This window comes from Flavobacterium sp. (assembly GCF_024305175.1).
Classification (GTDB): Bacteria; Bacteroidota; Bacteroidia; order Flavobacteriales; family Flavobacteriaceae; genus Flavobacterium.
In genome coordinates this window covers 33180-57373 of record NZ_JAMWYY010000003.1, presented here as the reverse complement: position 1 = coordinate 57373, position 24194 = coordinate 33180, and the positions used below count along the sequence as shown (strand labels likewise).

Below are 24194 nucleotides of genomic sequence, written 5' to 3'. Positions count from 1 at the left end.
ATTTATTTTTTAATAAACCTGCGAAAGTGTTATGAAAAGTATTGCTGCAAGCGCAAGAAAGATACCTGCATAATTTAAAATTGACATCTTTTCCTTAAATATAAATACGCCTGCAACGCTGCCTAAAACAATTACACCAATATTCATACTTGCAAAAACAGTGGAAGGATTATCTGCAAATGCACGGTGCGCTTTGAGGTAAAAAAGGATATTACCAAAATTAAAAAGCCCTGTAATTATTCCGAAAATAATATTTCTGAAATTAAGTTTTGTATTGCAGGTAAGTATATCGTTAACCACCAGCAGTACCGACACAAATAACGCCCCGGCAAAAACAAGGAATAAGGATGTTGTGTAGGTTATGGTAGTATACAGTGCAATTTGTTTAAAAAGTATATCTACAACGCCAAAGCCCACAAGCACTACTGCCGGAAAAATCCATTTCCTGCTTTTTGCCCCGTCACTTTTCATTAAAATAAGCCATATAGCGGGAAACCCTATTATTAACCCCGTTATTTTTAAGATATTAAAATCTTCTCTGAAGATAAAGTAAGAAGCCAGTATAGGGATAATTAAAGAAAGCCGTTGCGCGGCGTCTGTTTTCACTATCCCCATGTGCCTTATAGATGCAGCAAGAAACAGAAATATAGAGGGTAGTAATATAGCCAACGCGCCATATATAACCCAGGGCGCATCTCCGCCGGCTTCTGCAACAGAAGGCTCAAAAACAAAATAACAAAGCAATAGCGCTGCCACATAATTCCACATTACTACCTGCATAACAGAGACAGGGAACTTTCTTATCACTTTAAAGATAATTCCCACAGTAACACTGCATATTATGCTCAGTATGAGGTATAGCATCGGCTAAAAAATTTCGCGCAAAAATAACACGTTTTGATGTAACAGCGGCAATTATATCGTTGTAATCTTTTGTATCTTTGGGTTTTTACACGTTAAGGTGTAAGAAATCCGTATGTTTATTTGCTATAACGCTATGAAAAAAATTATTATATACCTGCTGTTATTTACCGCAGTTGTTGCCCGCGCGCAGGAAGACGCTTGGATATATTTTACCGATAAGCCTGATGCGGATTTTTATCTGGCCAACCCTTTGCAGATGCTATCACAAAAAGCGCTTAACAGGCGTGCAGTACAGGGTATAGCCTTAGATGTTACCGATGTTCCGCTGCATGAACCATATGTAACTGCGGTAACAACTGCGCCCGGCATTACGGTAATGGCAAAATCAAAATGGCTCAATGCTTTGCACATTCGAGGTACAGAGGAAGCCATAAATGCTCTCACGGAATTAGAATTTGTTGAATCTGTAGATTTTGCCAATAAGCTGCTTAATACATCAGGGCGGCTGCTACAGCCGGAACAAATGCAAACCGTAAACAAATTTTTAGAAACCCAGGCCGATTTTGATTATGGCGCCGCACAAAACCAGATAGTTATGCTGAACGGGCACCTGCTGCACCAGCAGGATTATACAGGCACAGGCATTACCATAGCGGTTATGGATTCAGGGTTTCCCGGGGTAGATACAGCAACACCCTTTCAGCGGCTGTTTGATAATGGGCAGGTGCTGGGTACTTATGATTTTGTAACAGAGTCGGAAGATGTTTACTCGGTTACCGATACACACGGCACGCTGGTACTTTCTACTATGGGTGGCTACCTTGAGGGCGAGTATGCAGGTACAGCACCGGATGCACTTTACTATTTATTCAGGACAGAGGATGCCGAAAGTGAAAACCCGGTTGAAGAATCCTATTGGGTGGAGGCGGCCGAGGTTGCCGATAGCCTGGGGGTTGATATTATCAATACATCTTTGGGTTATTTTAAATATGATAACCCTGCTTATGATTATACCTATGAAGATTTAAACGGGCAAACTTCTTTTATATCGCGCGGTGCTAATATTGCCTTTTCGCGCGGAATGGTTTGTGTAACATCTGCAGGAAACTCAGGTAACAGCGAAGATCCTTATGCAGCAATGCCCGCAGAGGCAACTACCACACTGGCAGTTGGTGCTGTAAACGGAGAGGAGATACGCTCTCCCTTCAGCTCTATTGGCCCGACCTTTGACGGACGCATAAAGCCCGATGTTATGGCAAGGGGTGTTGCCTCGGCAGTGTCTAATACATCCGGGTCAATTGTTGCGGCAAGTGGCACCTCCTTTTCTGGTCCCATTACCTGCGGGCTTGTGGCATGCCTTTGGCAGGCGCTGCCTGAGCTTACCAATGCCGAAATTGTAGCGCTTGTAAAGCAATCTGCCGACCGCTTTAATAATCCTGATAACGAATATGGCTATGGAATACCCGATTTTGCCCTTGCCCTTGATACGGCATCGGCTCAGCAAATTGAGAAAAAATCATTAGTAATAAGCCCTAACCCTGCAACAGAATATGTTATGGTGTCAGGTTTAGAAAGCGATGCCGAAATTATAATTTATAACGGGCTTGGGCAGCAGGTGTATAAAGCCACAGTTACAAAAAACAAACCTGCTTTTTCGGTACAGACATTGCCGGGCGGTATCTATACATTTTTACTACAGTCGGCAAAAAGCACACAATCAGGAAAATTAGTGAAACGATAATAAATAGAATGAACAGAATTACAGAACTTTTTAATATACAATATCCTGTAATACAGGCGGGAATGATTTGGGCAAGTGGTTATAAACTGGCAAGCGCAGTAAGCAACGCAGGCGGGCTTGGCATTATTGGTGCCGGATCTATGTACCCCGAAGTTTTAAGGGAACACATACAAAAATGCAAAAAAGCTACTGATAAGCCTTTTGCGGTTAATGTACCCATGCTGTACCCGGATATTGAAAAGATAATGGATATTATAGTAGAGGAGGGGGTAAAAATAGTATTTACCTCTGCGGGAAACCCCAAAACATGGACAGCTTTCCTTAAAGAAAAAGGTATAACAGTTGTGCATGTGGTAAGCAGCGTTAAGTTTGCGCTGAAAGCCCAGGAAGCAGGTGTTGATGCCGTTGTAGCTGAAGGCTTTGAAGCAGGTGGGCATAACGGGCGTGAGGAAACCACCACCTTTACGCTGATACCTATGGTAAAAGAACAGTTGCAGGTGCCGCTTATAGCCGCAGGGGGTATAGCCACGGGGCGCGGAATGCTTGCCGCCATGATACTGGGAGCCGATGGCGTGCAGATTGGCAGCCGCTTTGCCGCTTCGGTAGAGTCTTCCTCACACGAAAATTTTAAACGCGCCATAGTAGCGGCTAAAGACGGCGATACCCATGTAACCCTGAAAGAGCTTGCACCCGTAAGGCTTATAAAGAATAAGTTCTTTAATGATGTTACAGCGCTTTACGCCAAGTCGCCAACAGTAGATGACCTTAAAGCACTTTTAGGCCGCGCACGCGCTAAAAAAGGCATGTTTGAAGGCGACCTTGAGGAGGGGGAGCTTGAAATAGGGCAGATAGCAGGGCTTATACATGACATTAAACCAGCCGCCCAGATACTACAGGAAATAATAGCTGATTTTGAACAGGCCAAAAGAGAGGCTTCAGCTTTGGCTTTTTAGTATATAATCCTTAATGTAATGGAAGAAAAGTAGGATTATAAAGTATGTTTGTCCTATCATAAAAATTATCGCACAAAAAATAATATTTGTGTGCTGTATATAATTTAGAAGCGATAATACAACTACTACAGGTAACGGAATAGAAAAAACTAAGTAAGGATAAAAGGAGATTGTTCTCCTTTTTCTTATATAAATGAAGTAACTGTAAACCCCGGTTATAAAGATCAGGCTGGTTGATAATATTAAAAGTAATTGACCATTACTCATAATCATCTGATGCCATCCAGGTATTACAGAAACTGCAAAATCATTAGTGCTTATAAAAAGCACTACCATTGTATAAATTATACTGTAAACAGCAATAAAGAGTATAACTTTAGTTTTCATAGACGGTATATAACAAACTACTATTAAAAATTGCAGCAGGTGAAATAACTTTTTCATTTAAAGGTATATTTTCACCAAAGCGTTCTTTTAGTTTTTGCTGTACAATACTATTTGAAAGGCTGAAATCTTTTAGTTGCTGTGTTTTGCCAATTTCCAGTCCTGTACCTTCTTTATAGATTTTCCATACCAATTCGCTGCAATATATTTTGTCATTATTCCATTCAAAATACAAGTCATAATCTTTGCCACTCATGGCTTTGCCTGTTTCTCTCATTCTTAAAAGTGCTTCATCTGTAAGTACATTGTCGGCGTTTATAAGTCGTTTTATAACATAATGGTTGTCTTTTCCCCTTTTAATCCATTCTTTGAGTAGAGTTTTTGTAACAGGTTGTATTGCCTCATAGACATAGTAACTGGTATCTTGTTTAAAAATAATACCACAATGCGAATAAGGCGAATTTGTTGCAAGCTGTATTGCTTTACTTTGTTCCGATTCTGACGTTTGGAAAATAATATCGCCTTCCTGTAAAAGTATGTTATCGCTTGTAATACTACCGTTAGTATCTGTTTTGCATGATGTAAATAATGTAATGCTGATGATAGCCAATAAAAATTTCATATGTTTTATGATGAAAAATTACCCTTAAAAATATAAAAAAAGAGGCTGTTTCAAAAGTCTTTACAAGAACAATCTGAAACAGCCCGATAGTATTATTTAAGCAGTAAATTAAAACTTATTCTCCACTTCCGCTGCCTGAAGCATCAGGTAATGCAGGTCGGTGTTCTTTACAAAAGGCTTAAGCAGGTCGCTGCCCGGGCCAAACATAGCCAACTCTACATAATCAGCGGAATGATCCATGCTTATCCAACCTACAGAGGTATATTCTTTCTGCATTTCGGCAAACGCTTTAAACGGGAGTTTTTTATAATTATAAAGCCCGTCTTCTTTGTCTAAATCACCGGTATAATGCCCTAAAATAAATTTAGCCTGCTCATCGGTAACGGTATGTGCGTTGGCATATTTAATTATTTCCTTTACTTTGGCAACTGTAAAATCAGGCTTTATTTCGTTAAGTACCCACTCGTTGGTTTGGGTAAAGTTTTGCAGGTTGTCAAAATTATCATTAGCCTCTTTGCCATAAATAATACCCGGGTTGGCGTTACCGTGGTCGGTGGTTATAATTACAAATGTCTCACCATCTTTTTCGGCAAAATCCATTGCAGTTTTTACAGCCTCGTCAAAAGCAAGCTGGTCATAGAGCAAAGCGCCTAAGTCATTAGCATGTGCACCCCAGTCCACTTTACCTGCCTCCACCTGAAGCACAAACCCGTTTTTATGGCCTTTCATCTGGTCTATGGCTTTTTTTGCCATTTCTGCCAGTGTAGGTACTTTCTTTTCTGTTTCGCTGTTGCTTTTCCTGTCAAGGCTGTAGGGCATGCCTTCATCAGCAAAAACACCCAGTATTTTTTTACCTTCGGCGGCCTGCATCATTTCGTTGCGGTTTCGCACCACCTGCCAGCCTTTTGCTTTATAAGCGGCATACAGGTCTTTTTTATCTTTACGTTTGGCAGCATCAAAGTAATTATTGCCGCCACCCATCATTACATCAAAACCAAGCTCAAGGTAATCTTCAGCAATTTGCGGCATTGCATTCCTGCTGTCGCTGTTTACGCAAAATCCGGCAGGTGTGGCATGGGTAATGGGCACTGTTGTAACGCAGCCTGCCATTTTACCTGCTTTTTTAAACTTTTGCCATATGGGCAGGTGCTTTTCGCCTTTAGGCCCCACGTTTAATGAGCCGTTGTTAACCCTTGCACCGCCACCCCACGAAGAACTTGCCGCTGCCGAATCGGTTACTACAGAGCTTGCCGAAGCAGTATCCATAAGGGCACGTGCCACCCTGTTATCGCGGTATAGCTGGAGCCAGTTAGAACCTTTACCGGTTTTACGGCTAAGGTACAAATCGGCCATGTTTAGCGTGCCGCTGCTCATACCGTCGCTCACAAGGAATATAATATTTTTGGCTTTTTTATTTTTCCCTGCAGTATCAAAATCTAATAGCCCTGTTGTTGTTTTAAAAGGCGCTGCAACGGTTGCCCCAAGTGTAAAAAGCGAGCCGTTCCTGAAAAACTTTCTCCTGTCCATTTTAAAGTTTCATTATTTGCCAAATATAATAAACTCTGCCAAGAAGGTTTTATTACGGATTGTTATTTCTTGGTTATGTATTTTATGCCTGCTTTTTCCGGAAATTAAAATATATAGCTATAATAAGCCCAACCAGTGCGCCCATGTAGCTGAAGTTATGAATACTGCCCACAATTACAAAGCTGTTGATATCTGTAACGCTTGCCGGTAAATACCAGCCAGCATACGTTTCAGGCTGATTTATCATAATTAAACTTCCATAAGTGTAGCCTGCTATACCACTGATAATAGCAACGGCTATAGTTATTAATATTGCCTTTACAGATGTTGTTATCATTGCTCTCAATGAGTTTTGCCTTAATGCCGGCATTGATAGGATAATACCAATAATAAACCCGACCCACCATGTAGCCATCCATCCTGTCACTGCCACCAAAAGGCGCAGATTTCGGATAGGTGTATCATTGCCTTCTAATAATCTGAACTGAATAAACTTGAATTTTGTATAATATTCAGGCGAAATGCTGTACGTTATCTGGTCGTGTAAGATTCCGTATATTCCTGCTACTATTGTACATATCAGGATAATAGAAACCACTGCAGCAATTTTTTTAGCAAGATTCATTATAAATTTTTTAAATTTGAAATAAAACATCCAAATATGAAGATTATTTTGAAAACCCGGGTATTACTCATTACCTTATTTTTATTATCATTTACAGGCAAAGCACAGGTAACGAGTAATATGCCATCGGGCGATAGCAACAGCGACTACTCCTATAAGTATATAAAATGCACCCCGGTATGCTGGAAAAACGCGTCAAATGAATTTAATGTTTATGTAGAAAGAGAGGGCAGTGTGCACCTGTATACATTTCTGAGTGAAAAAGAAATTGATTTAGGCCAGTTACCTGAGTTTGAAATCCTGTGTTATTCAAAATACTTTTTTGCGCTGCACAGTCCTTCGGATATAAATTATTACTTTACAGTTGGAAGCAAAGCTGAAAAAGAGTCAATAAATTTGGTAAGCAATATATATAAGCCTACCCATATTTATAGTGGCGCGGGTATAGCCCACCACACATGGCCAAAAGATAAAGAAGGTAAGCCAACGCTTGATATGCTAAAGGCAGCCAAAAGCATTTATGATGCTATGTAATAAAAATCCCGCTCACGGCGGGATTTTCTCGTTAGTGCTTAGGCTCATATATAAGCCTGAGAAATGAACTGAATCGTTCGTTTTCACGGTTAACAGGGATGCCGGTTACAATGCCAATCATTAAATTATCGGCAAAGCCAACACGCATCTGCGGCCTAATAGTCATATCGAAATCATTACCGTTTATTACTTTGTTAAACTCTATCCCTACAAAATTTCTTGTACCGGGAATCATATAGTGTATGTTAGAGTTTATCTCCCAGTCGGTAACCGTTTCATTATGCTTAAAATGATGTATTATCCTCGGGCCTGTATATATAAGCGAGTGCAGGTTGTAGGGCCAGCTTTTGGCAATCACTAAAAAAGGATTATATACATTACCTGTAACCAACTGTTCGCTGTCATAACTGCCAAAATCGGTTAGCTCAAATTCGTGTATGTATCCAATTGCCATAGATGTATTTATCTTATCCGATACAAAAAACGAATATTGTCCTGCAAATTTAAAGCTCTGTAAGCGGTTGCCAGGTGCATTTGTATCACTTCCGCTAACGGGATAGTGAAACGAGAATGGAAGCTCCACTTCGAGCCCCAGCCTGTCGGCGGGTGCCCATTCATATTCCACCAAAGCAGTATATTCGTCATAGGTTGTTTTGTCGGTAAGGCCGAGTCCAACATTCCATTCCCGTTCGCCTTTTCGTGCCCCAAGGTCACGGATTAGGTCGATATAAAGTGGCTCTGCGTGCAGCACTTTAGCCGGCAGCTTTTCTTCATTAGATATTATGGTATCGGTTTGTGCAAAGGTTTGCAGGGTGGCAAAGCACAACGCAACGCCACCAAAAAATGGTTTAAGATTCATGAGAGTTTCCTGATTTATAAATTAATGATTTTGCGCTTTAGCAGCGCAGGCTGAAAAATTTATATCAGGAAATCGGGAGGAGGAGAGGGAATTTCAAAGCAGCTTTCTGCTGTGTTTTCAATATAATGGTAAAACTTTTTAACTGTTACAAAATGGTACCGATTGTGTTGTTGAACAACAAGGGCAGGTATAAGATAAAAAGTATTGCTTTTCTCTTTTTTTAATGAGCTTTCCGTATCATCATCGTCATATTCAGGTATAGCGTTTTCAAAGTCAAGCACTTTTTCAACAATAATTTCTATAACACTTTCCTGGTCGTTTATGTTGAGGTTGTCTTTTACCGCATGAATATGTGCATCAGGAGCATCTACACTAAGGTTAAGGATGTATAGTGCCATAAAGAGGCTCATCCATCTTAACGTAAAATGTAGTGGCTTGTTCTGCATAGTTGCAAAGCTAACCAATAAATCCAAAAAAAGAAAACCCGCCTGTATGGTGGGTTTTCGTAAAGTAAATATATAACCTGATTGAATTTACTCTGCAAGTGCAGGGACAGCATCAAAATCGAGCACTACCTGCCTGCGTATAATATCATCAAACGTTTCCCTTTCGCGTATCAGGTGGCCTTTGCCGTTTAGCCAGAGCACCTCAGCAGGGCGGGTGCGCGAGTTGTAATTGCTTGCCATACTAAAGCAGTATGCCCCGGCATTACGAAAGCATAAAATATCACCTTCTTTAATTTCGGCAATGCGGCGGTTGTTGCCAAAGGTGTCAGTTTCACATATATAGCCTACTATGCTGTAAAAACGCTCTTTGCCTTTTGGGTTGCTCAGGTTCTCGATATGGTGGTATGAGCCATAGAGCATGGGGCGTATCAGGTGGTTAAAGCCACTGTCAATCCCAGCAAAAACAGTAGATGTAGTTTGTTTAACCACATTAACCTTTGCAAGGAAGTAACCGGCTTCACTTACAAGAAATTTACCCGGCTCAAAACAAAGGGTTAAATCGCGCCCGTATTCTTTACAGAAGCTGTTAAAACGCTTAGTCAGCTTTTTGCCCAACTCTTCTACATTGGTTTGTATATCATCTTTTTTGTAGGGTACTTTAAAGCCGCTTCCAAAGTCGATGAAATCCAGTTCTTTAAAGTTGGAAGCTGCTTTAAACAGTATTTCGGCGGCATATAAAAATACCTCTATATCCAGTATATCGCTGCCGGTATGCATATGAATACCGTTTATGTGCATACCTGTATTTTCTACAATGCGCAGCAGGTGCGGCATTTGGTGTATGGATATACCGAATTTACTGTCGATATGCCCTACAGATATGTTGCTGTTGCCCCCTGCCATTACATGCGGGTTAATACGTATGCAAACGGGCGTTGAAGGATGCTTTGTGCCAAACTGTTCCAGGATACTGAGGTTATCAATATTTATTTGGACATCAAGTGCGGCTACCTCCTCGATTTCTTCCATAGATACACCATTCGGTGTATATATAATCTTTTCGGGGGCATAACCTGCCATAAGCCCTAACTGTACTTCCTGTATGGAAACGGTATCAAGCCCGGAGCCTAACTGTTTCAGGAACTTAAGCACTGAAATGTTGCTGAGTGCCTTTACAGCATAATTGATACGAAGGCCGTTTACTTTGCTAAAAGCATTTGTAAGCCTGTTATACTGCGCTTCTATTTTTGCAGCATCATATATATAAAGCGGACTCCCGAATTCTTCGGCAAGCTGCAATAAATGTGTAGTTTCCATCATTAATAATTTGCAGCAAAATTAAACTGCAAATTCCTGCGGTACAAGATGCTGACAACTCTTTCACAAAATGTAACAAAATGTTATAAATGTAACAATAATATTTATATTCTTTCAAAAGTCAGTATGTAGCCATCAGCATAAGGCTGTGTAAAACGCATAGTGTTTCCTGTCACGTTTACACATCCAAAATCAATGTTGGAGATCTTTATAGTATTCTGGCAGGCTTCGGGAGAGTCTGTGTTCTCCACATATCCGTAAGTATAATTACCCGAGTCGAAGAAATCAGTCTTTGCCTCATCGGTATTAGTATTTACTACGGTTACCGTATTATCCGTATTAAAAGTCCATTTCACTGCACCAGCTTCAAAATCGTCATCAATACCGGCTATAGAGCCGCTAACGTTTACAAGCTGCCATGTTGCCGGCTCTAACGGCTCACCAGAGTAGGGTAGCCTTCTGTCATCATCAGAACAGGATATAAACAAAAGGGCAAACAGCACAACGGACAAAAGTTTTGTTTTCATGATTTAAGGTTTTTATTTATAAAGATGCAGCGCTTAAAGTTTGGTTGCGTTTAGTAATTGTTATCTATAGCTTTTTAGCAGTAAAATTTTTAAAAATACTTTCAGCCATTGGATGTATTTTGCTATTTTTGTTCCACTTTTAATAAGATAAACGCATTAATTATGAATTTACACGAATATCAGGGAAAAGAAATACTTGCCAGCCATGGCGTTCGCGTTCAGAAAGGTATTGTTGCCAACAATCCAGTTGAGGCCGTTGCCGCTGCAAAAGAACTTACAGCAGAAACAGGTACTCAGTGGCACGTTATTAAGGCACAGATACATGCCGGAGGACGCGGTAAAGGCGGTGGCGTTAAGCTTGCAAAAAACCTTCAGCAGGTAGAAGAGCTTGCCGAGCAGATTATAGGTATGGACCTTATCACGCCGCAAACTCCCCCTACAGGTAAAAAAGTACACAAAGTACTTATTGCCGAAGATGTTTACTATCCCGGAGAAAGTGAAACTTCAGAGTTTTATATGTCTATACTCCTTAACAGGGGTAAAGGCCGCAACATGATCATGTACTCTACCGAAGGCGGTATGGATATAGAAGAAGTTGCCGAAAAAACACCTCACCTGATATTTACAGAAGAAATAGACCCGGCCATAGGGTTACAGGGATTCCAGTCAAGGAGGATTGCGTTTAACCTTGGCCTTTCGGGCAACGCTTTTAAAGAAATGGTACAGTTTGTACACGCGCTTTACAAAGCTTACACAGAAAGCGATGCATCTCTTTTCGAGATAAACCCGGTTCTTAAAACTTCAGACAACAAGATACTTGCCGTAGATGCTAAAGTGGTGCTTGATGACAACGCTCTTTACAGGCAAAAGAAATATGCCGATATGCGCGATGTGCGTGAAGAAAACCCAATTGAGGTTGAGGCAAAAGAAGTAGGGCTTAACTATGTTGACCTTGATGGTACCGTAGGCTGTATGGTTAACGGTGCAGGTCTTGCAATGGCAACGATGGACCTTATTAAATATGCAGGCTTTGAGCCGGCTAACTTTCTTGACGTGGGTGGTACTGCCGATGCAAAAAGGGTTGAAACAGCTTTCCGTATCATCCTTCGTGACCCGAACGTAAAAGCCATACTTATCAACATTTTTGGTGGTATTGTTCGTTGCGACCGTGTTGCCCAGGGTGTGGTTGACGCTTACAAGAACATGGGCGACTCTATTAAAGTGCCGATTATTGTGCGTTTACAGGGTACAAATGCCGAGATAGCAAAAGAACTTATAGATAACTCCGGCATGCCTATCCTTTCAGCTACCTTATTCCAGGAAGCTGCAGACCAGGTAAAAGCGGCTTTGAGCTAATACAATAATATTCTAAAATACAAGAAAGCCCTCACAATTTTGCGAGGGCTTTTTCGTTTTTTATAATAATGGATTAATTAACTATGAAAAAGAAAATTTACCGAATATTTTTAAACTTCCTTGGCAGATGTTTCCGCTTCATTGTTCGGTTTCTGTTTGACATTATCGAACTTTCACCTTCACTTTTCAAATTCTAAACTCTTCTCCAGCTCTTTTAAAAAAGCCAATACTTCCTCAACACTCTCCAGCCTGTACCTGGCAGCAGTATTGCCTTTACCCACTTTTACAGAATATTCATTTTCGCCTGTAAGCAATTCAAAAAGGTCTTCGTCTGTTTTATCATCGCCAAAGGCAATTACAAAATCATGCTCACCGCACAAAACATTGTTCTTACAGGTAGTGCCTTTGTGCGCCATATAGTGTTTTACCTCTATTACCTTGTTTCCGTCAATAATCTGGGTTGGGGTGTTGTGCATATAATTTTTAAGCAGCATCAGCAGTTCACGGCTGGCGTTAAAGCCCTGCTTTTCATCTACATTGCGGTAATGCCATGCCACACCAAACTCTTTAACCTCTACAAAGCTTTCAACATTGGTATCTACATAATCCTGCATAATATCAATAACCTGCTCTTTCCATTCCGGCGTACCTGTAATAACAGGTTCCCATTCTGTATTTTTAATATAGCCGCCATGCTCGGCAATCATTCCAATGTTAAGGTGCCCCAAATGTTCCTGAAGAAATTCACGGTTACGCCCGCTTACTATCCATACCTCATTTTTAGTGTCTGCCGAAAGGTGTGCCAGCGTTTCCAGCACATCCTGACCCGGCACTGCCATTTCCGGCCTTGCCTGCAGGTTTACCAGTGTGCCGTCAAAATCGAGCAGCAGCAGCCTTTTTTCCGCATTTTCAAACTTTTGTAAAAATAGGTCACGTTCTTCGCCGTGTAATGCTTTTGCCTTGCTGTCGCGTTTGTGTATATCTTCCGTTTCTTCTAAAAATCGTGATGCCCACCTGAATACATCATGTTTTTGCAGGTAACGTTGCATGCGTTCCAGCCTGCGCGCCTGTTCTTCTTCTTCCATGTTAAGGGAGTAGTATAGCTTGTCAGCAATCATCTCGGCATCAAACGGGTTTATTGTGATAGCTTCCTTAAGTTCTTTGGCTGCACCTGCCATACTGCTTAAAATAAGCGCCCCACGCAGGTCTTTTCTTGATGCCACATACTCTTTTGCTACAAGGTTCATTCCGTCGCGCACAGGCGATATAAGTGCTACATCTGCACTTGTGTAAAGCGCTATGAGCTTATCAAAATCAACCGACTGGTACTGGTACACGATAGGTGTCCATTTATAGTTGCCCATATTACCGTTAATGCGGCCTATGTTAAGCTCTATCATACGTTTGCGTTCGCCGTACTTCTTTATTTCTTCCCTTGATGGCACCAACACCAGCAGGAATACTACTTTTTCTTTCCATTCAGGATATTTTTGCAGGAATTTCTCAAAAGCATTAAGCCTGTTGGTTATGCCTTTAGTATAATCGAGTCTGTCAACCGAAAAAATGATCTTTTTATCGCCATACAGCTCTTTAATTTCATCGCGAAGGGCAATAACCCTTTCTTTGTCGAAAGCATCGTAAAACTTATTAAAATCGATACTGATAGGGAAGGAGCCTGCTTTTGTGCGGTGCGAGTCCTGGCTGAAAAGGAAATTTTTATGCGGTATGCCCATTATCTTTTCTACACATTCTGTAAAATGGATGGTGTTATCCCAGGTATGGAAGCCTGCAACGTTACTGCCGAGTATTCCTTCAAGAATGTATTTTTTGGCTTTGTTGGGCAGTATCCTGAAAATCTCAAAATTAGGAAATGGTATGTGCAGGAAAAAACCGATTTTAGCATCAGGGTGGTATTCACGAACCAGCTTTGGCAGTCCTAAAAAGTGGTAGTCGTGAATCCATACAATATCGCCCGGTTCATAAATACTGTTTATTTTTTCGGCAACAATTTCGTTTGCAGCTTTGTATGCTTCAAACCCATAGTCGGTATACTCCACAAAAGACGGGAAGTAATGAAAAAGCGCCCACAGTACCGAATTACTGAAAACATTGTAAAATTGTCGGTTAAGCTGCTTATCTAAAAAAACAGGCTCTATTTCAAAATTCTTTTCATACCTGTCTTTGTTTTCTTCCCACGTGGTTTTGTCAAAATCGGCAACACCCACCCATGTAAGGTTTACATTGCTTTTCTCCGAATACGATAATATTGCTGTAGCAAGCCCGCCAGAGCTTTGTGTAATTTTTACTTTTTGCTTTTGTTTTTTTATTGATAGTGGCAGCCTGTAAGATACTGTAATGATTTTCATGTAAGGTGTTTTGCCGCTAAGGAAGTAGCGGAACGATTACCTTCAAAATTACAAAACCATGCCTTAACGCTTGTTTAACAAAGTGTTAGTTAACATTATTTTAGGAGGGTTTTATATATCTGTTAAAAACTAGTGCTGATTTTTATGTAACTCATAATCCAACAAAGCTTCATAAGGATTATTATTTTTTAGCCCGAGTAGTATGGCAAATGCAGGCTCGGTTTTATAGCCTTGTTTTTTGAGTTCGATGATACGGTCTTTAAAATCTTCTCCTTTTTGTTGCAGTATGTCATATTCAATTACCATATGGCGATAACCATATTGCCCGGTAACGGGAATATTTTGCCCGAAAATTTCAATTTCGAAATCTTCTATAACAAAGTTAGCGATGACAGAAGCGTGTCCGTTAATATCTGCTTCCCGCAAATTATAATTTTTAAATGATGAAAAATACTGACTGACAGTATCTTTAAATGTTTGTTTATCCTGCCAATAACAAACAATATCAAGGTCGCTGGTATCAATATTTATTTCTAAAGGAATAGTACCTGCAAGTACCGGGGTGAAATTTTGTAAATGATGTATAACTTTATAAACTGTCAATATCCTGTATGCTTCTTGCTGTACAGCATTACCAGATTTTAAATAGTTTATGTTATCCAGTTTATGCAACGGTTTTACGACTTTTTATTCTTACCATTATTAAACTTTACCTTTTCAATTACAGGCTCTTGTTTTTTAGGTTTAAAGTTTTTGTTCTTGGATGGTGTTTTACCTGTTGCCTGGCTTTTAGGCCCGGCTGGTTTTGCAGTGGGTGTTGTGTTTGTTTTTACACCTGCCTTATTTTTGGCTATTACTTCTTCAGGGTTTTTAGGGTTTTCTTTAGTGCCCCTTAAGTGTATGATGAGCCCGTTAAGAAAGTTGCGAAGTACCTGGTCGCCGCACTCCATGTAATTTGGGTGGTCTTGATTACGAAAAAAAGCGCCGAGTTCAGCTTTAGAAATACGGAAATCTACCAGTTGCAGTATCTCTACAATTTGGTCATCCCTAAGCTGTAGCGCAACGCGTAGCTTTTTAAAAATATCGTTGTTATTCATGTTACTCTTTTTGCAAAGGTAGCTAATATTATTCGCCCTGTATCAGCCATAGGTAAGCTTCTGCAAATTGTTTGCTCCATAGCGCTTCGTTGTGTTTCCCGCCCGGTATAATTTTCAGCTTTATGTTTTTACCTTTTACTTTCTGCTTCAGCAGGTTTATCATTCTTTCAACATCACTTACCATTTGCTCACTTTCGCTGTCGCCTGCCATGAAATATATTTTGGCGTCCATCTTTTTTGTGCTCTCTGTCAGGCGGTATATATCATCAGTAAACCAAAAAGAAGGCGAGAAGATACCTGCGCCTGCAAAAACTTCGGGATATTTTATCAGAGCATAATAAGATACCAGCCCCCCGAGTGAGCTGCCGAAGATATAGGTGTGCCTGCGGCCTTTTTTAACTCTGTAGGTATTATCAATATAAGGTTTTACTGTATGTACTAAAAAATCAAGATAAGCATCTGCATCGCCGCCGCCATATTCAGGGTTAGGGTAGGGCGTGAGTTCTTTTAACCGGGTTTCATTACCGTGCATAATGCCCACAACAATTACCTGTGCCTTCAGGCTGTCGAGTGTTTCATCTACCCGCCATTCTCCGGCGAAGGCTGTTTTGTCATCAAACAGGTTTTGTGCATCGTGCATATAGATTACAGGATATTTTTTATTGCTGCTGTGGTAATTATGCGGCAGGTAGATATAAATGCCCCTTTCTGCATTTAGCTGAGGCGACTGTAAGGTAACTTTAGTAATTGTACCCGTTGCTGAGGGTTGTGCTTTTAAAGCAGGGAAGGCAACACATGTTAATAACAAAATCAGAAGGCGCATATAAATAACTTTGATTTTTAACTTTAAAAAGATAAATTAGCTAAAAATACAAATTATCATGAGCACCTATGAAGAAAAATTAAGCCTGCTTTCAGAAATGATTGCGTTTGCCCAGATTGACGGGCAGGTGCATGAGCGGGAGCACCAGTTTCTTTGTATTGTGGCATCGCAGCTTAATGTTGATAAAAACGATTTTGAAAACCTGTTTGAAAACAAAGCTGAAAAAGTGATAATAAAATCAGAACACCAGCGTATTTTGCAGTTTTACAGGCTGGCACTTTTAATGCATGCCGACGGTGTATTGCATGCAAATGAACAGATAGCCATAAGGGAAATGGGTGTTAACATGGGACTAAGCCCTTTTGCCATGCGCAGCGTACTCGCAGAAATGCAAAAATCACCATCGGGATTAATAGATCCTGATATACTTTTAGCACTTTTCCGTGCGCAGCATAATTAGATATTTAATTCGTTGCTGTTACTGCCGGTTATCTCATTTTGCATGAGCCACAGGTAAGCATCGGCAAACTGTTTGCGCCAGGACTTTTCGTTGTGCCTGCCGTTGCGCACTATCTTTTTATGAATCTGACCTTTATCCTGCACACGCTCCAGTACAAGCTTTTCCATACGGTCAAGATCGGGCAGCATGTCTTTACTTTCATGGTCGCCTGCCATAAAGTAAATACGTCCGCTTATAGCATTAGTATCTTCTATCAGCTTATAAATTTCCTCGCTGAACCAAAATGACGGAGAGAAAACCCCTGCACTGCCAAATACTTCAGGGTGCTTTAAAAGCGCATAAAATGAAATGAGTCCGCCAACAGAGCTGCCGAAAATTGTAGTATGTTCTTTTTCGGGCATGGTGCGGTGAGTACTGTCAATATGCGGCTTCAGGATGTTGATTAAAAAATCAAGGTAGTCATCTGCATGGCCCCCGCCATAGGCTTCGTTTTTATAAGGAGTAAGCTCGTCTATACGGTGCACGCTGCCGCCATGCTCTATACCTACCACTATGGCTTCGCTGTGTAAATTATTTAGTTTTTCCTCTACGTGCCATTCGCGTTTATAGCTTTCAGCATGGTCAAAAACATTTTGCCCGTCATGCATGTAGATAACAGGGTAGTGCTTACCTGATTTATCATAGCCAAAGGGCAGGTACACCCATATTGTTTTGTCTGCATGCAGTTGTGGCGCATCAAGGTGCAGTTCTATTACTTTTCCTTTTTCGCAAGTTTGTGCCTTCATGCAATGAAATTAAACTTTTTGCAGGAAAATACAGCCCGTTTTAATAAGCATTTAACCTCTTGCTATTCATCCTTCTGCATCTTTACATTAAATGGTGGTGCTTTATAATCTTTATCAAGATAATCGGCAGGTATGGTTGTCATGTTACCATCGCGTGCGGCACGGTAGTGTGGCGAAAGTATTTCTATGCCTGCCTCATTACAGCAATCCTGTATGTTTTGGTGCAGGTCGCTGTATATTACAGCCTGCTTGTTGGCATCTTTGGTATAGGCGTTAAGCTGGTAGGACACATAAAAATCATCCAGGCTGGTTTGCAGCACAAACGGCTTCGGCTCTTTTAAAAGTAACGGAGTCCTGTCGGCTGCTGTGGTTAGCGCTTTATAAACATCCTGCCACGGAATATCATACCCCAGTGTTACGGTGGTGTGCAGTATAAGCCCGCGCTCGGCAGTATCGCTGCTGTAATTGATGGTGTGGCTGTTCATGACCGTTGAGTTTGGGATGCTGATAATCTCATTTTTTATGGTGCGCACCCGTGTAACCAGCAATGACTTTTCTATAACATCGCCCACTACATCGCCTATTTTAACCCTGTCGTTTATCTTGAAAAGCCGCATGTATGTTAATACCAATCCGGCAATTACATTTGATAACGACCCCATTGACCCAAATGTAAACAGGAACCCAAGAAACACAGATATACCCTGAAATATGGGCGAGTCGCTGCCGGGCAGGTAAGGGTATATAAGTACCAGCATAAAAGCTATAATCAGCACTCTTACTATCTGGAAAGTAGGGTTGGCCCAGTCGGGGTAAAAGCCGTTAATGGTAAGATCGCCGCTGGCAATTTCGTTTTTAAGGAAGCGTGCAAACTTAAGCACATACCTGAAAACAAATACAATGACAATTATGGTTATCAGGTTGGGCAGGTAGTTCCACAGCCCGAAGGCTATCTTTTTGACAGGCGACAGGATGTAGCTAAAAAGTGTTTCGGCAAAATTCTGCGTCCACGGGAAAATTCCGAAGAGTATAGGCAGCGCAATGTAAATAAGTAACAGAATAACAAACCACTTGATTACTGTATTCAGCATTAGCAGCAACTGTATTTGCCTGCCTGCATCAAACAGGTTATAATTCTTTATATTAATGCCTTTAATGCGCTTTCCTTCCTGACTGTATATCTTTAATGCAGTCCACCTGAAAAGTTTGTTACAAAGCCTTATAATGAGTACCAATAGCAATATAACCAGTATGGCAAGGCCAATTTCCTTTGCAAGGGTAATAAAGCTGGTCTCTTTTTTATAATGGGTTATGGCATCGCTTATAATTTTCCTGTAAGCCTGTGCCAGTGCTTCGGTTCCGGTATCATTCCAAAGGGCATCATTTTCAGAAACGCTCAGTAGTATCTTTTCGCCCGCCATAACGTCGAACGTATTTTCTGAAGGTACTATCTTAAGTGAATCGCCGCTAAAGAGGTAATCATCTCCCAATACCTGTATGCGCTCGGTAATGGCATTAGCCCTGTCGCGCGCCGAAAAGCTGCCCAGTTTACTGTATATGGTAAAGAGCGTATCTTTAAAGAAGCCGGTAACCGGATAGCCTTTAGCCGTGGCCCTGAGTGAATCAATACGCGCTTTTTTATCGGCAATGCGTTGTGCCTCGCGGCTGTTAAGGGCTTCAAGCTGCTGCTGTAGCTGTTCTTTTTTAAGGTTATCTGTAGTTTGTAACGATTGCAGTTGCTGCTGTAGCTGTACTTTTTTAACCGAATCGGCAAGGCGTTGCTGCTCCAGCGTTTCAAGCTGCAGTTTATAATTACGGATGCCGGCAGTGTTAACGGAATCAGCCTGCTTTATTGAGTCAGCCTGAGCGTACAGCACCTGCCCAACGGTTAGCACTACAGAAAATATAAAGAAGCGGAATAATCTTTTCATCCCGGGTTTGTTTTGTGGTTGTTTAAGCAAGATACAGGATTAATATTAATTTAATAAATTGTATATTGGTAAATTATTGTAAAATAGGTTAAAATTGTGTATATTTCCAAATAAAGATAGTCACGAAAATATATATGATTTGGATTGTCTAATTACGTTCATTGAGGATTGGCATTTGTTACACGTTTTGTTGGTGTTTTTGTCTTATTATATAACAACTTCAAAATTTGATTTTATGGAATTAGTTAAACATATTTTTATTCATTTATCTCTTTTCAAAGTATTAATTGTAACAGGGAAAATAATTTCTTGGGGTATTGGGTCTATTGGAATTGAAGGAGGATTACCTCCAACTGACAAATACTTTGATGCTGTTTTTCATTGAAACATATTAGATACTTGGTTCAATTCCAAGATCCTCCACATAAAAGCTGTCGAAAATCGACAGCTTTTTTTTAAACCTTCTCCTGTAACACTTTAATTTCATCCCTTAGCTTGGCAGCCTGTAAAAAGTCCAGTTCTTTGGCGGCTTTTTCCATGCTTTTGCGCTTTTCGCGTATAATTTTCTCAATATCCACTTTTGCCATATATGTGGTATCAGGTTCCGCAGCAATTTTAGGGGCATGTTCCAGCTTATACGCTTCGCTGCGACCTAATGTAGAATTCTCTATCTTTTTGTTCAGTGCCTGTGGCGTAATGCCATGCTGCACGTTATAATTGTGCTGCTTTTCGCGGCGGTAATTGGTTTCGTCTATGGTGCGCTGCATGCTGTCGGTAATCTTGTCGGCATACATAATAGCCTTACCGTTCACGTTACGCGCCGCACGGCCTACCGTTTGTATGAGTGAGCGGTTGCTTCGCAAAAAGCCTTCCTTGTCGGCGTCCAGTATCGCTACGAGTGATACTTCCGGCAGGTCGAGCCCCTCACGGAGCAGGTTAACACCTATCAGCACATCGAACAGGCCCTTGCGCAAATCCTGCATGATCTCTACGCGTTCCAGCGTGTCCACCTCACTGTGAATGTAACGGCAGCGTATAGATACTTTTGTCAGGTATTTGGCAAGCTCTTCTGCCATGCGTTTGGTAAGCGTGGTTACCAGTACACGCTCGTCAAGCTCTACGCGCTGCTGTATTTCTTCTATAAGGTCGTCTATCTGGTTCAGGCTCGGGCGTATTTCTATAACAGGGTCAAGCAGCCCGGTGGGGCGTATTACCTGCTCTACATAAACGCCGCCACTTTTTTGCATTTCATAATCGGCAGGGGTGGCACTTACATATACCACCTGGTTTTGCAATGCCTCAAATTCTTCAAACTTCAGCGGGCGGTTATCCATTGCTGCCGGCAGTCGGAATCCATACTCCACAAGGTTTTCCTTACGCGAACGGTCGCCGCCATACATAGCATGCACCTGGCTCACGGTAACGTGGCTTTCGTCTATCACCATCAGGTAGTCTTTAGGAAAGTAATCCAGCAGGCAGAACGGGCGCGTGCCGGGCAGCCTTCGGTCAAGGTAGCGTGAGTAGTTCTCGATACCGCTGCAATAGCCCAGTTCGCGAATCATTTCGAGGTCAAAGTTAGTACGTTCCTCAAGTCGCTTGGCTTCAAGATGTTTGCCTATTTCCTTAAAATAATCTACCTGCTTAACCAAATCCTGTTGTATTTCCCAAATCGCACCCTGAAGCACATCGGGGCTGGTAACAAACATATTGGCAGGATAAATGTTAAGGCGGTCATACTTTTCTAAAACCTGGCTTGTTTTGGCATCAAAAGCCTCAATCTCTTCAATTTCATCACCAAAAAAGTGGATTCGGAAAGGCTCATCGGCATAGCTGGGGAACACCTCTACCGTATCGCCTTTAATACGGAAAGTACCGGGTGTAAAATCGGCTTCTGTACGGCTGTAGAGGCTCTGTACCAGACGATGCAACAACTTGGTGCGGCTTATTACCTGGTCACGTTCTATAGATACCACATTTTTTTGGAACTCTACAGGGTTACCGATACCGTAAAGGCACGATACGGAAGCCACTACTAAAACATCGCGCCTGCCAGAGAGCAGGGAAGAGGTGGTGCTGAGACGCATTTTTTCAAGCTCCTCGTTAATAGAAAGGTCTTTTTCTATATAAAGCCCTGTTACGGGTATATAGGCTTCGGGCTGGTAGTAGTCGTAGTACGAAACAAAATACTCAACGGCATTATTCGGGAAAAACTGCTTGAATTCGCTGTATAGCTGTGCCGCCAGTGTTTTGTTGTGTGCCAGTACCAGCGTTGGCCGTTGCACCTCTTGTATAACATTGGCCATGGTAAACGTTTTACCGGAACCCGTTACACCTAAAAGTGTCTGGTACTTTTCACCCGACTTTAGACCTGCGCTTAGTTGTTTTATTGCCTGTGGCTGATCGCCCGTAGGTTTATAATCACTTACTACCTGAAATTTCATTTTCTTCGCTTTACTACAAAGATAATGAATACTTGGTGCCTATTAAAACAAAGTCGGAAGTGGGATGTCCGGAGTCCGAAATTAATTATGTCAGTTTTAAATTGGTCGTTTCCCCTTTGGGAGTTAGGGGGCTTAATCTAATCAAAACATTCCATTAGCAGAAGGTCGCCCGCGTGGTGTTCTATAACCACCATTCCATCATTAAGAGCTTCGTTGCTGCTGCCGGTGCGGTAGCCTATGGTAAGTTCATCATCCGCCAGTTCATATTTAAGGTTTTTGCTGTGTATGCCTGATACTTTGCCTATGGGTATCAGCGAAAGGGGAGTGCCTGCGGGGTACCACTTTTGGTATTTTTGCGGCAGCAGGAAAATTTTACTATGGTCGTCAAGCACCACTATTTTTAGCTTATCGCGAAAGCGCACAATATTGGTAATGTTGGTTATAGTATGATCGGCACGTTTACCGGTAGCCCATATAACATTTGCGGCAGGAAATCCACGGTTTATTAAATACTCAAAAGCTTTTTCAAGGTCGGTTTTATCCTGGTCAGGAGTGTGTACAATTTCCAACGGGTATTGCAGGCTCAAAAACTGCTCAGGGTTAAAATCCCTGTCAAAGTCGCCAAGCAGTACATCTACTTTAATGCCCAGCTCAACAACGCGGTGCATGGCGCTGTCCAGCACTATAACCAGCGGCGACCATTCCAGCAACTGGCCCATCAATTCGCGGCTGCACTCGGCTCCGTTGGAAATAATTAAGGCAGGCTCCTGGTCATCGCGTACTATGTGGTGTGAAGACATGTATATCTTTTAGCTGTAAAAATACAAAATACTATTGCACTATATATTCTAAAGATGATACTTCGGATAACCGGAAATAGCCATAAGCATAATTGTCGGGGTCAGTTTCATTGATGATATTTCCACGTAACTGTGCCGGCGCAACCTGAAACGGCCCTATATTACCTTCGGAAGTTGTAGTGAAAATTTTACTCATGTAGTCGAAGTATCTTTCTGAAATGCCGAAAAGCCTTATTGTCATTATTTCGCCCCTGCGGAGGTTATCAAATATTCGTACAGTATAAGTATTGTTGCCATCTGTAAAATTATCGTCAAAAACGGCATATTGAGGCCCCTTTTCCTCACGGAAAAAACCGTGCATATAATAATTCTCTATACCGGGAGGGTCATCAAAATATGCCCTTACTACCTGCTGGCCTTCTAAAAAACCATCATCTGTCTGTTCTGCGTACTGTAAATCAGGCACGGGCATAAGAGTTTCTGTAGCAGTATAGTGATTATCATCATAAATAATATGTAAAGTGTAAGTTTCACCAATTACAGGCTGAAAGTTTTCGCAAGCATAAAAGCCCGGGCTGTCGGGGCCTATTTCTGTAAACTCATAAAAGTTGCCGCTTTGTGAACGAATATACACATTGGCACCCTGCACCGCAGGTATTTCGGTGGCATAATAATTTGTAGATGTGGTAAGCTTTACAAGCTGCCAGTTACCCGAATCGCCTTTATGCCAATTGATGGAGGCATCAACCACAAGGCGCGGCTCAGAAGAAGGAAGGCCTACATCTACCACATCTTCGCATGCGGTAAACAGCAGGCCTGCCATAAGTATTATCAAAATAAAGTAGTTCTTTTTCATAGCAGTTGTTTGACTAACTGCCTCAAATACAATGCCGATTATTGTATGGTATAATTGGTTTCAACCACTTCAGAAAGGCGGAAGTAACCTAACGGATAATTATCCTCATTTGTAGTGTTGATAACATTCCCCCTCACGGTAACCGGAGGTGTCTGGAAAGGACCTCCGCCCGAGCCGCCTTCGGCAATGCTTATGAGAATATACATATAATTAAAATGCTTCTCAGAGATTCCGTATAGTTTGATACCAAGATTTTGTCCTGCTTCAAAGTCTTCATTCCATATAAAATCAAACATTTCATTTCCCTGAAAAAAATTATCATTTTGAACATCATAATCAGGATATGGAAGTACTTCAGTGTCAAAGCGTATCATGTAAAAATTGTCTTCAGCACCGTTATCCATCCATTTTATGCGGACTTCTATGTCTTCGCCAAAAAAACCTGCATCATTTTCCTGTACAATGTCTGTTATATCCGGCACTGCATAAAGCGTTTCTGTTGCTGTATATTGCTGCTCCTGCCACGTTATATTCAGCGTATAGGTTTCGCCTATTACAGGTTCAAAATTGGTACAGGTATATATGCCTGTGCCGGGTTCTTCCGTAAAATTAAAAATTGTACCCGTGCTGTTGGTTACCTGTACAACAGCGCCGCTTACCACAGGAATTTCCTCTTCATAGTAGCCTGTTGTAGTAGTAAGCTTTATGCTTTGTATTGTTCCATCGGTACCTTTAACCCAGTTAATAGAGGCATCTACCACCAGGCGTGGTGGCGCAGTATTTAAATCTACATCTACCACATCTTCGCAGGACGCGGCAAAAGCAGCTATTATTATAAGAAGTAAAAACTTTATATTTTTCATGATGATGTTAGAATTAT

General features: G+C 41.3%; 24 protein-coding genes. 6 read left to right on the top strand and 18 right to left on the bottom strand.

Going from position 1 to position 24194, the window contains the following annotated elements:
* Nucleotides 1-9: 9 nt before the first annotated feature.
* Nucleotides 10-864 (bottom strand): DMT family transporter, encoded by an 855-nt coding sequence (locus tag Q0K96_RS01375; protein WP_297332216.1) that lies wholly within the window; start codon nt 862-864, stop codon nt 10-12.
* A gap of 133 nt (nt 865-997) precedes the next feature.
* Here Q0K96_RS01375 and Q0K96_RS01370 point away from each other — a divergent pair, with 133 nt between their 5' ends.
* Together Q0K96_RS01370 and Q0K96_RS01365 are read left to right on the top strand one after the other, a co-directional pair.
* A complete protein-coding gene (locus Q0K96_RS01370) occupies nt 998-2605 on the top strand; it encodes a S8 family serine peptidase (protein ID WP_297332215.1) in 1608 nt (535 codons plus the stop codon).
* Between the two features lie 8 nt (nt 2606-2613).
* Nucleotides 2614-3558, top strand: coding sequence for a nitronate monooxygenase (locus tag Q0K96_RS01365; protein WP_297332214.1), 945 nt, complete (start codon nt 2614-2616; stop codon nt 3556-3558).
* A 376-nt stretch (nt 3559-3934) separates the two neighbouring features.
* Here Q0K96_RS01365 and Q0K96_RS01360 read toward each other — a convergent pair whose 3' ends face one another.
* The 3 genes from Q0K96_RS01360 to Q0K96_RS01350 form a co-directional block, all read right to left on the bottom strand.
* Nucleotides 3935-4564, bottom strand: coding sequence for a YiiX family permuted papain-like enzyme (locus Q0K96_RS01360; protein WP_297332213.1), 630 nt, complete (start codon nt 4562-4564; stop codon nt 3935-3937).
* Nucleotides 4565-4672: 108 nt separating this feature from the next.
* Nucleotides 4673-6091, bottom strand: a complete 1419-nt coding sequence (locus Q0K96_RS01355) for an alkaline phosphatase (protein WP_297332212.1) — start codon at nt 6089-6091, stop codon at nt 4673-4675.
* Nucleotides 6092-6173: 82 nt separating this feature from the next.
* Entirely contained in the window at nt 6174-6716 is a 543-nt protein-coding gene (locus Q0K96_RS01350) for a hypothetical protein (RefSeq protein ID WP_297332211.1), read from the bottom strand.
* 36 nt (nt 6717-6752) lie between these two features.
* On the opposite strand from Q0K96_RS01350, the gene Q0K96_RS01345 reads away from it, so the two are divergent.
* Nucleotides 6753-7250 (top strand): hypothetical protein, encoded by a 498-nt coding sequence (locus Q0K96_RS01345; RefSeq protein WP_297332210.1) that lies wholly within the window; start codon nt 6753-6755, stop codon nt 7248-7250.
* A gap of 31 nt (nt 7251-7281) precedes the next feature.
* Here Q0K96_RS01345 and Q0K96_RS01340 read toward each other — a convergent pair whose 3' ends face one another.
* The 4 genes from Q0K96_RS01340 to Q0K96_RS01325 all read right to left on the bottom strand — a co-directional run bounded on the left by Q0K96_RS01340 (nt 7282) and on the right by Q0K96_RS01325 (nt 10399).
* Nucleotides 7282-8109 (bottom strand): HAEPLYID family protein, encoded by an 828-nt coding sequence (locus tag Q0K96_RS01340; RefSeq protein WP_297332209.1) that lies wholly within the window; start codon nt 8107-8109, stop codon nt 7282-7284.
* A 59-nt stretch (nt 8110-8168) separates the two neighbouring features.
* Nucleotides 8169-8555, bottom strand: a complete 387-nt coding sequence (locus tag Q0K96_RS01335; RefSeq protein WP_297332208.1) for a hypothetical protein — start codon at nt 8553-8555, stop codon at nt 8169-8171.
* An 87-nt stretch (nt 8556-8642) separates the two neighbouring features.
* Nucleotides 8643-9872 (bottom strand): diaminopimelate decarboxylase, encoded by a 1230-nt coding sequence (lysA, locus tag Q0K96_RS01330; RefSeq protein ID WP_297332207.1) that lies wholly within the window; start codon nt 9870-9872, stop codon nt 8643-8645.
* 104 nt (nt 9873-9976) lie between these two features.
* Nucleotides 9977-10399 (bottom strand): hypothetical protein, encoded by a 423-nt coding sequence (locus Q0K96_RS01325; protein ID WP_297332206.1) that lies wholly within the window; start codon nt 10397-10399, stop codon nt 9977-9979.
* A gap of 162 nt (nt 10400-10561) precedes the next feature.
* Between Q0K96_RS01325 and sucC the strand changes: the two genes are divergently transcribed.
* Nucleotides 10562-11755 carry an ADP-forming succinate--CoA ligase subunit beta gene (gene sucC / locus Q0K96_RS01320; RefSeq protein WP_297332205.1) on the top strand — a complete coding sequence of 398 codons (1194 nt, stop codon included), beginning with the start codon at nt 10562-10564 and terminating at the stop codon, nt 11753-11755.
* 179 nt (nt 11756-11934) lie between these two features.
* Here the strand turns inward: sucC and Q0K96_RS01315 are convergent, their stop codons facing one another.
* The 4 genes from Q0K96_RS01315 to Q0K96_RS01300 all read right to left on the bottom strand — a co-directional run bounded on the left by Q0K96_RS01315 (nt 11935) and on the right by Q0K96_RS01300 (nt 16041).
* Complete coding sequence (locus tag Q0K96_RS01315; RefSeq protein WP_297332204.1) at nt 11935-14121, bottom strand: bifunctional alpha,alpha-trehalose-phosphate synthase (UDP-forming)/trehalose-phosphatase; 2187 nt, start codon at nt 14119-14121, stop codon at nt 11935-11937.
* Nucleotides 14122-14250: 129 nt separating this feature from the next.
* Nucleotides 14251-14793, bottom strand: coding sequence for a DUF4269 domain-containing protein (locus Q0K96_RS01310; protein WP_297332203.1), 543 nt, complete (start codon nt 14791-14793; stop codon nt 14251-14253).
* A gap of 5 nt (nt 14794-14798) precedes the next feature.
* A complete protein-coding gene (locus Q0K96_RS01305; protein ID WP_297332202.1) occupies nt 14799-15218 on the bottom strand; it encodes a DUF1456 family protein in 420 nt (139 codons plus the stop codon).
* A 28-nt stretch (nt 15219-15246) separates the two neighbouring features.
* A complete protein-coding gene (locus Q0K96_RS01300) occupies nt 15247-16041 on the bottom strand; it encodes an alpha/beta hydrolase-fold protein (RefSeq protein WP_297332201.1) in 795 nt (264 codons plus the stop codon).
* Between the two features lie 58 nt (nt 16042-16099).
* Here Q0K96_RS01300 and Q0K96_RS01295 point away from each other — a divergent pair, with 58 nt between their 5' ends.
* Nucleotides 16100-16501 (top strand): TerB family tellurite resistance protein, encoded by a 402-nt coding sequence (locus tag Q0K96_RS01295; protein WP_297332200.1) that lies wholly within the window; start codon nt 16100-16102, stop codon nt 16499-16501.
* On the opposite strand, the gene Q0K96_RS01290 is transcribed toward Q0K96_RS01295, so the two are convergent.
* Both Q0K96_RS01290 and Q0K96_RS01285 read right to left on the bottom strand, forming a co-directional pair.
* Entirely contained in the window at nt 16498-17286 is a 789-nt protein-coding gene (locus Q0K96_RS01290) for an alpha/beta hydrolase-fold protein (RefSeq protein ID WP_297332199.1), read from the bottom strand. The two genes, Q0K96_RS01295 and Q0K96_RS01290, sit on opposite strands and share 4 nt — an antisense overlap.
* Nucleotides 17287-17348: 62 nt before the next feature.
* Complete coding sequence (locus Q0K96_RS01285) at nt 17349-19217, bottom strand: mechanosensitive ion channel family protein (RefSeq protein ID WP_297332198.1); 1869 nt, start codon at nt 19215-19217, stop codon at nt 17349-17351.
* Between the two features lie 235 nt (nt 19218-19452).
* Between Q0K96_RS01285 and Q0K96_RS01280 the strand changes: the two genes are divergently transcribed.
* Nucleotides 19453-19602, top strand: a complete 150-nt coding sequence (locus Q0K96_RS01280) for a hypothetical protein (protein ID WP_297332197.1) — start codon at nt 19453-19455, stop codon at nt 19600-19602.
* Between the two features lie 70 nt (nt 19603-19672).
* On the opposite strand, the gene uvrB is transcribed toward Q0K96_RS01280, so the two are convergent.
* From uvrB to Q0K96_RS01260, 4 genes are all read right to left on the bottom strand, one after another.
* Nucleotides 19673-21658 (bottom strand): excinuclease ABC subunit UvrB, encoded by a 1986-nt coding sequence (gene uvrB, locus Q0K96_RS01275; protein WP_297332196.1) that lies wholly within the window; start codon nt 21656-21658, stop codon nt 19673-19675.
* Between the two features lie 137 nt (nt 21659-21795).
* Complete coding sequence (locus Q0K96_RS01270) at nt 21796-22458, bottom strand: thiamine diphosphokinase (RefSeq protein WP_297332195.1); 663 nt, start codon at nt 22456-22458, stop codon at nt 21796-21798.
* Between the two features lie 31 nt (nt 22459-22489).
* Nucleotides 22490-23314 (bottom strand): DUF4249 domain-containing protein, encoded by an 825-nt coding sequence (locus tag Q0K96_RS01265; RefSeq protein ID WP_297332194.1) that lies wholly within the window; start codon nt 23312-23314, stop codon nt 22490-22492.
* 38 nt (nt 23315-23352) lie between these two features.
* Entirely contained in the window at nt 23353-24177 is an 825-nt protein-coding gene (locus tag Q0K96_RS01260) for a DUF4249 domain-containing protein (protein WP_297332193.1), read from the bottom strand.
* Nucleotides 24178-24194: the final 17 nt, after the last annotated feature.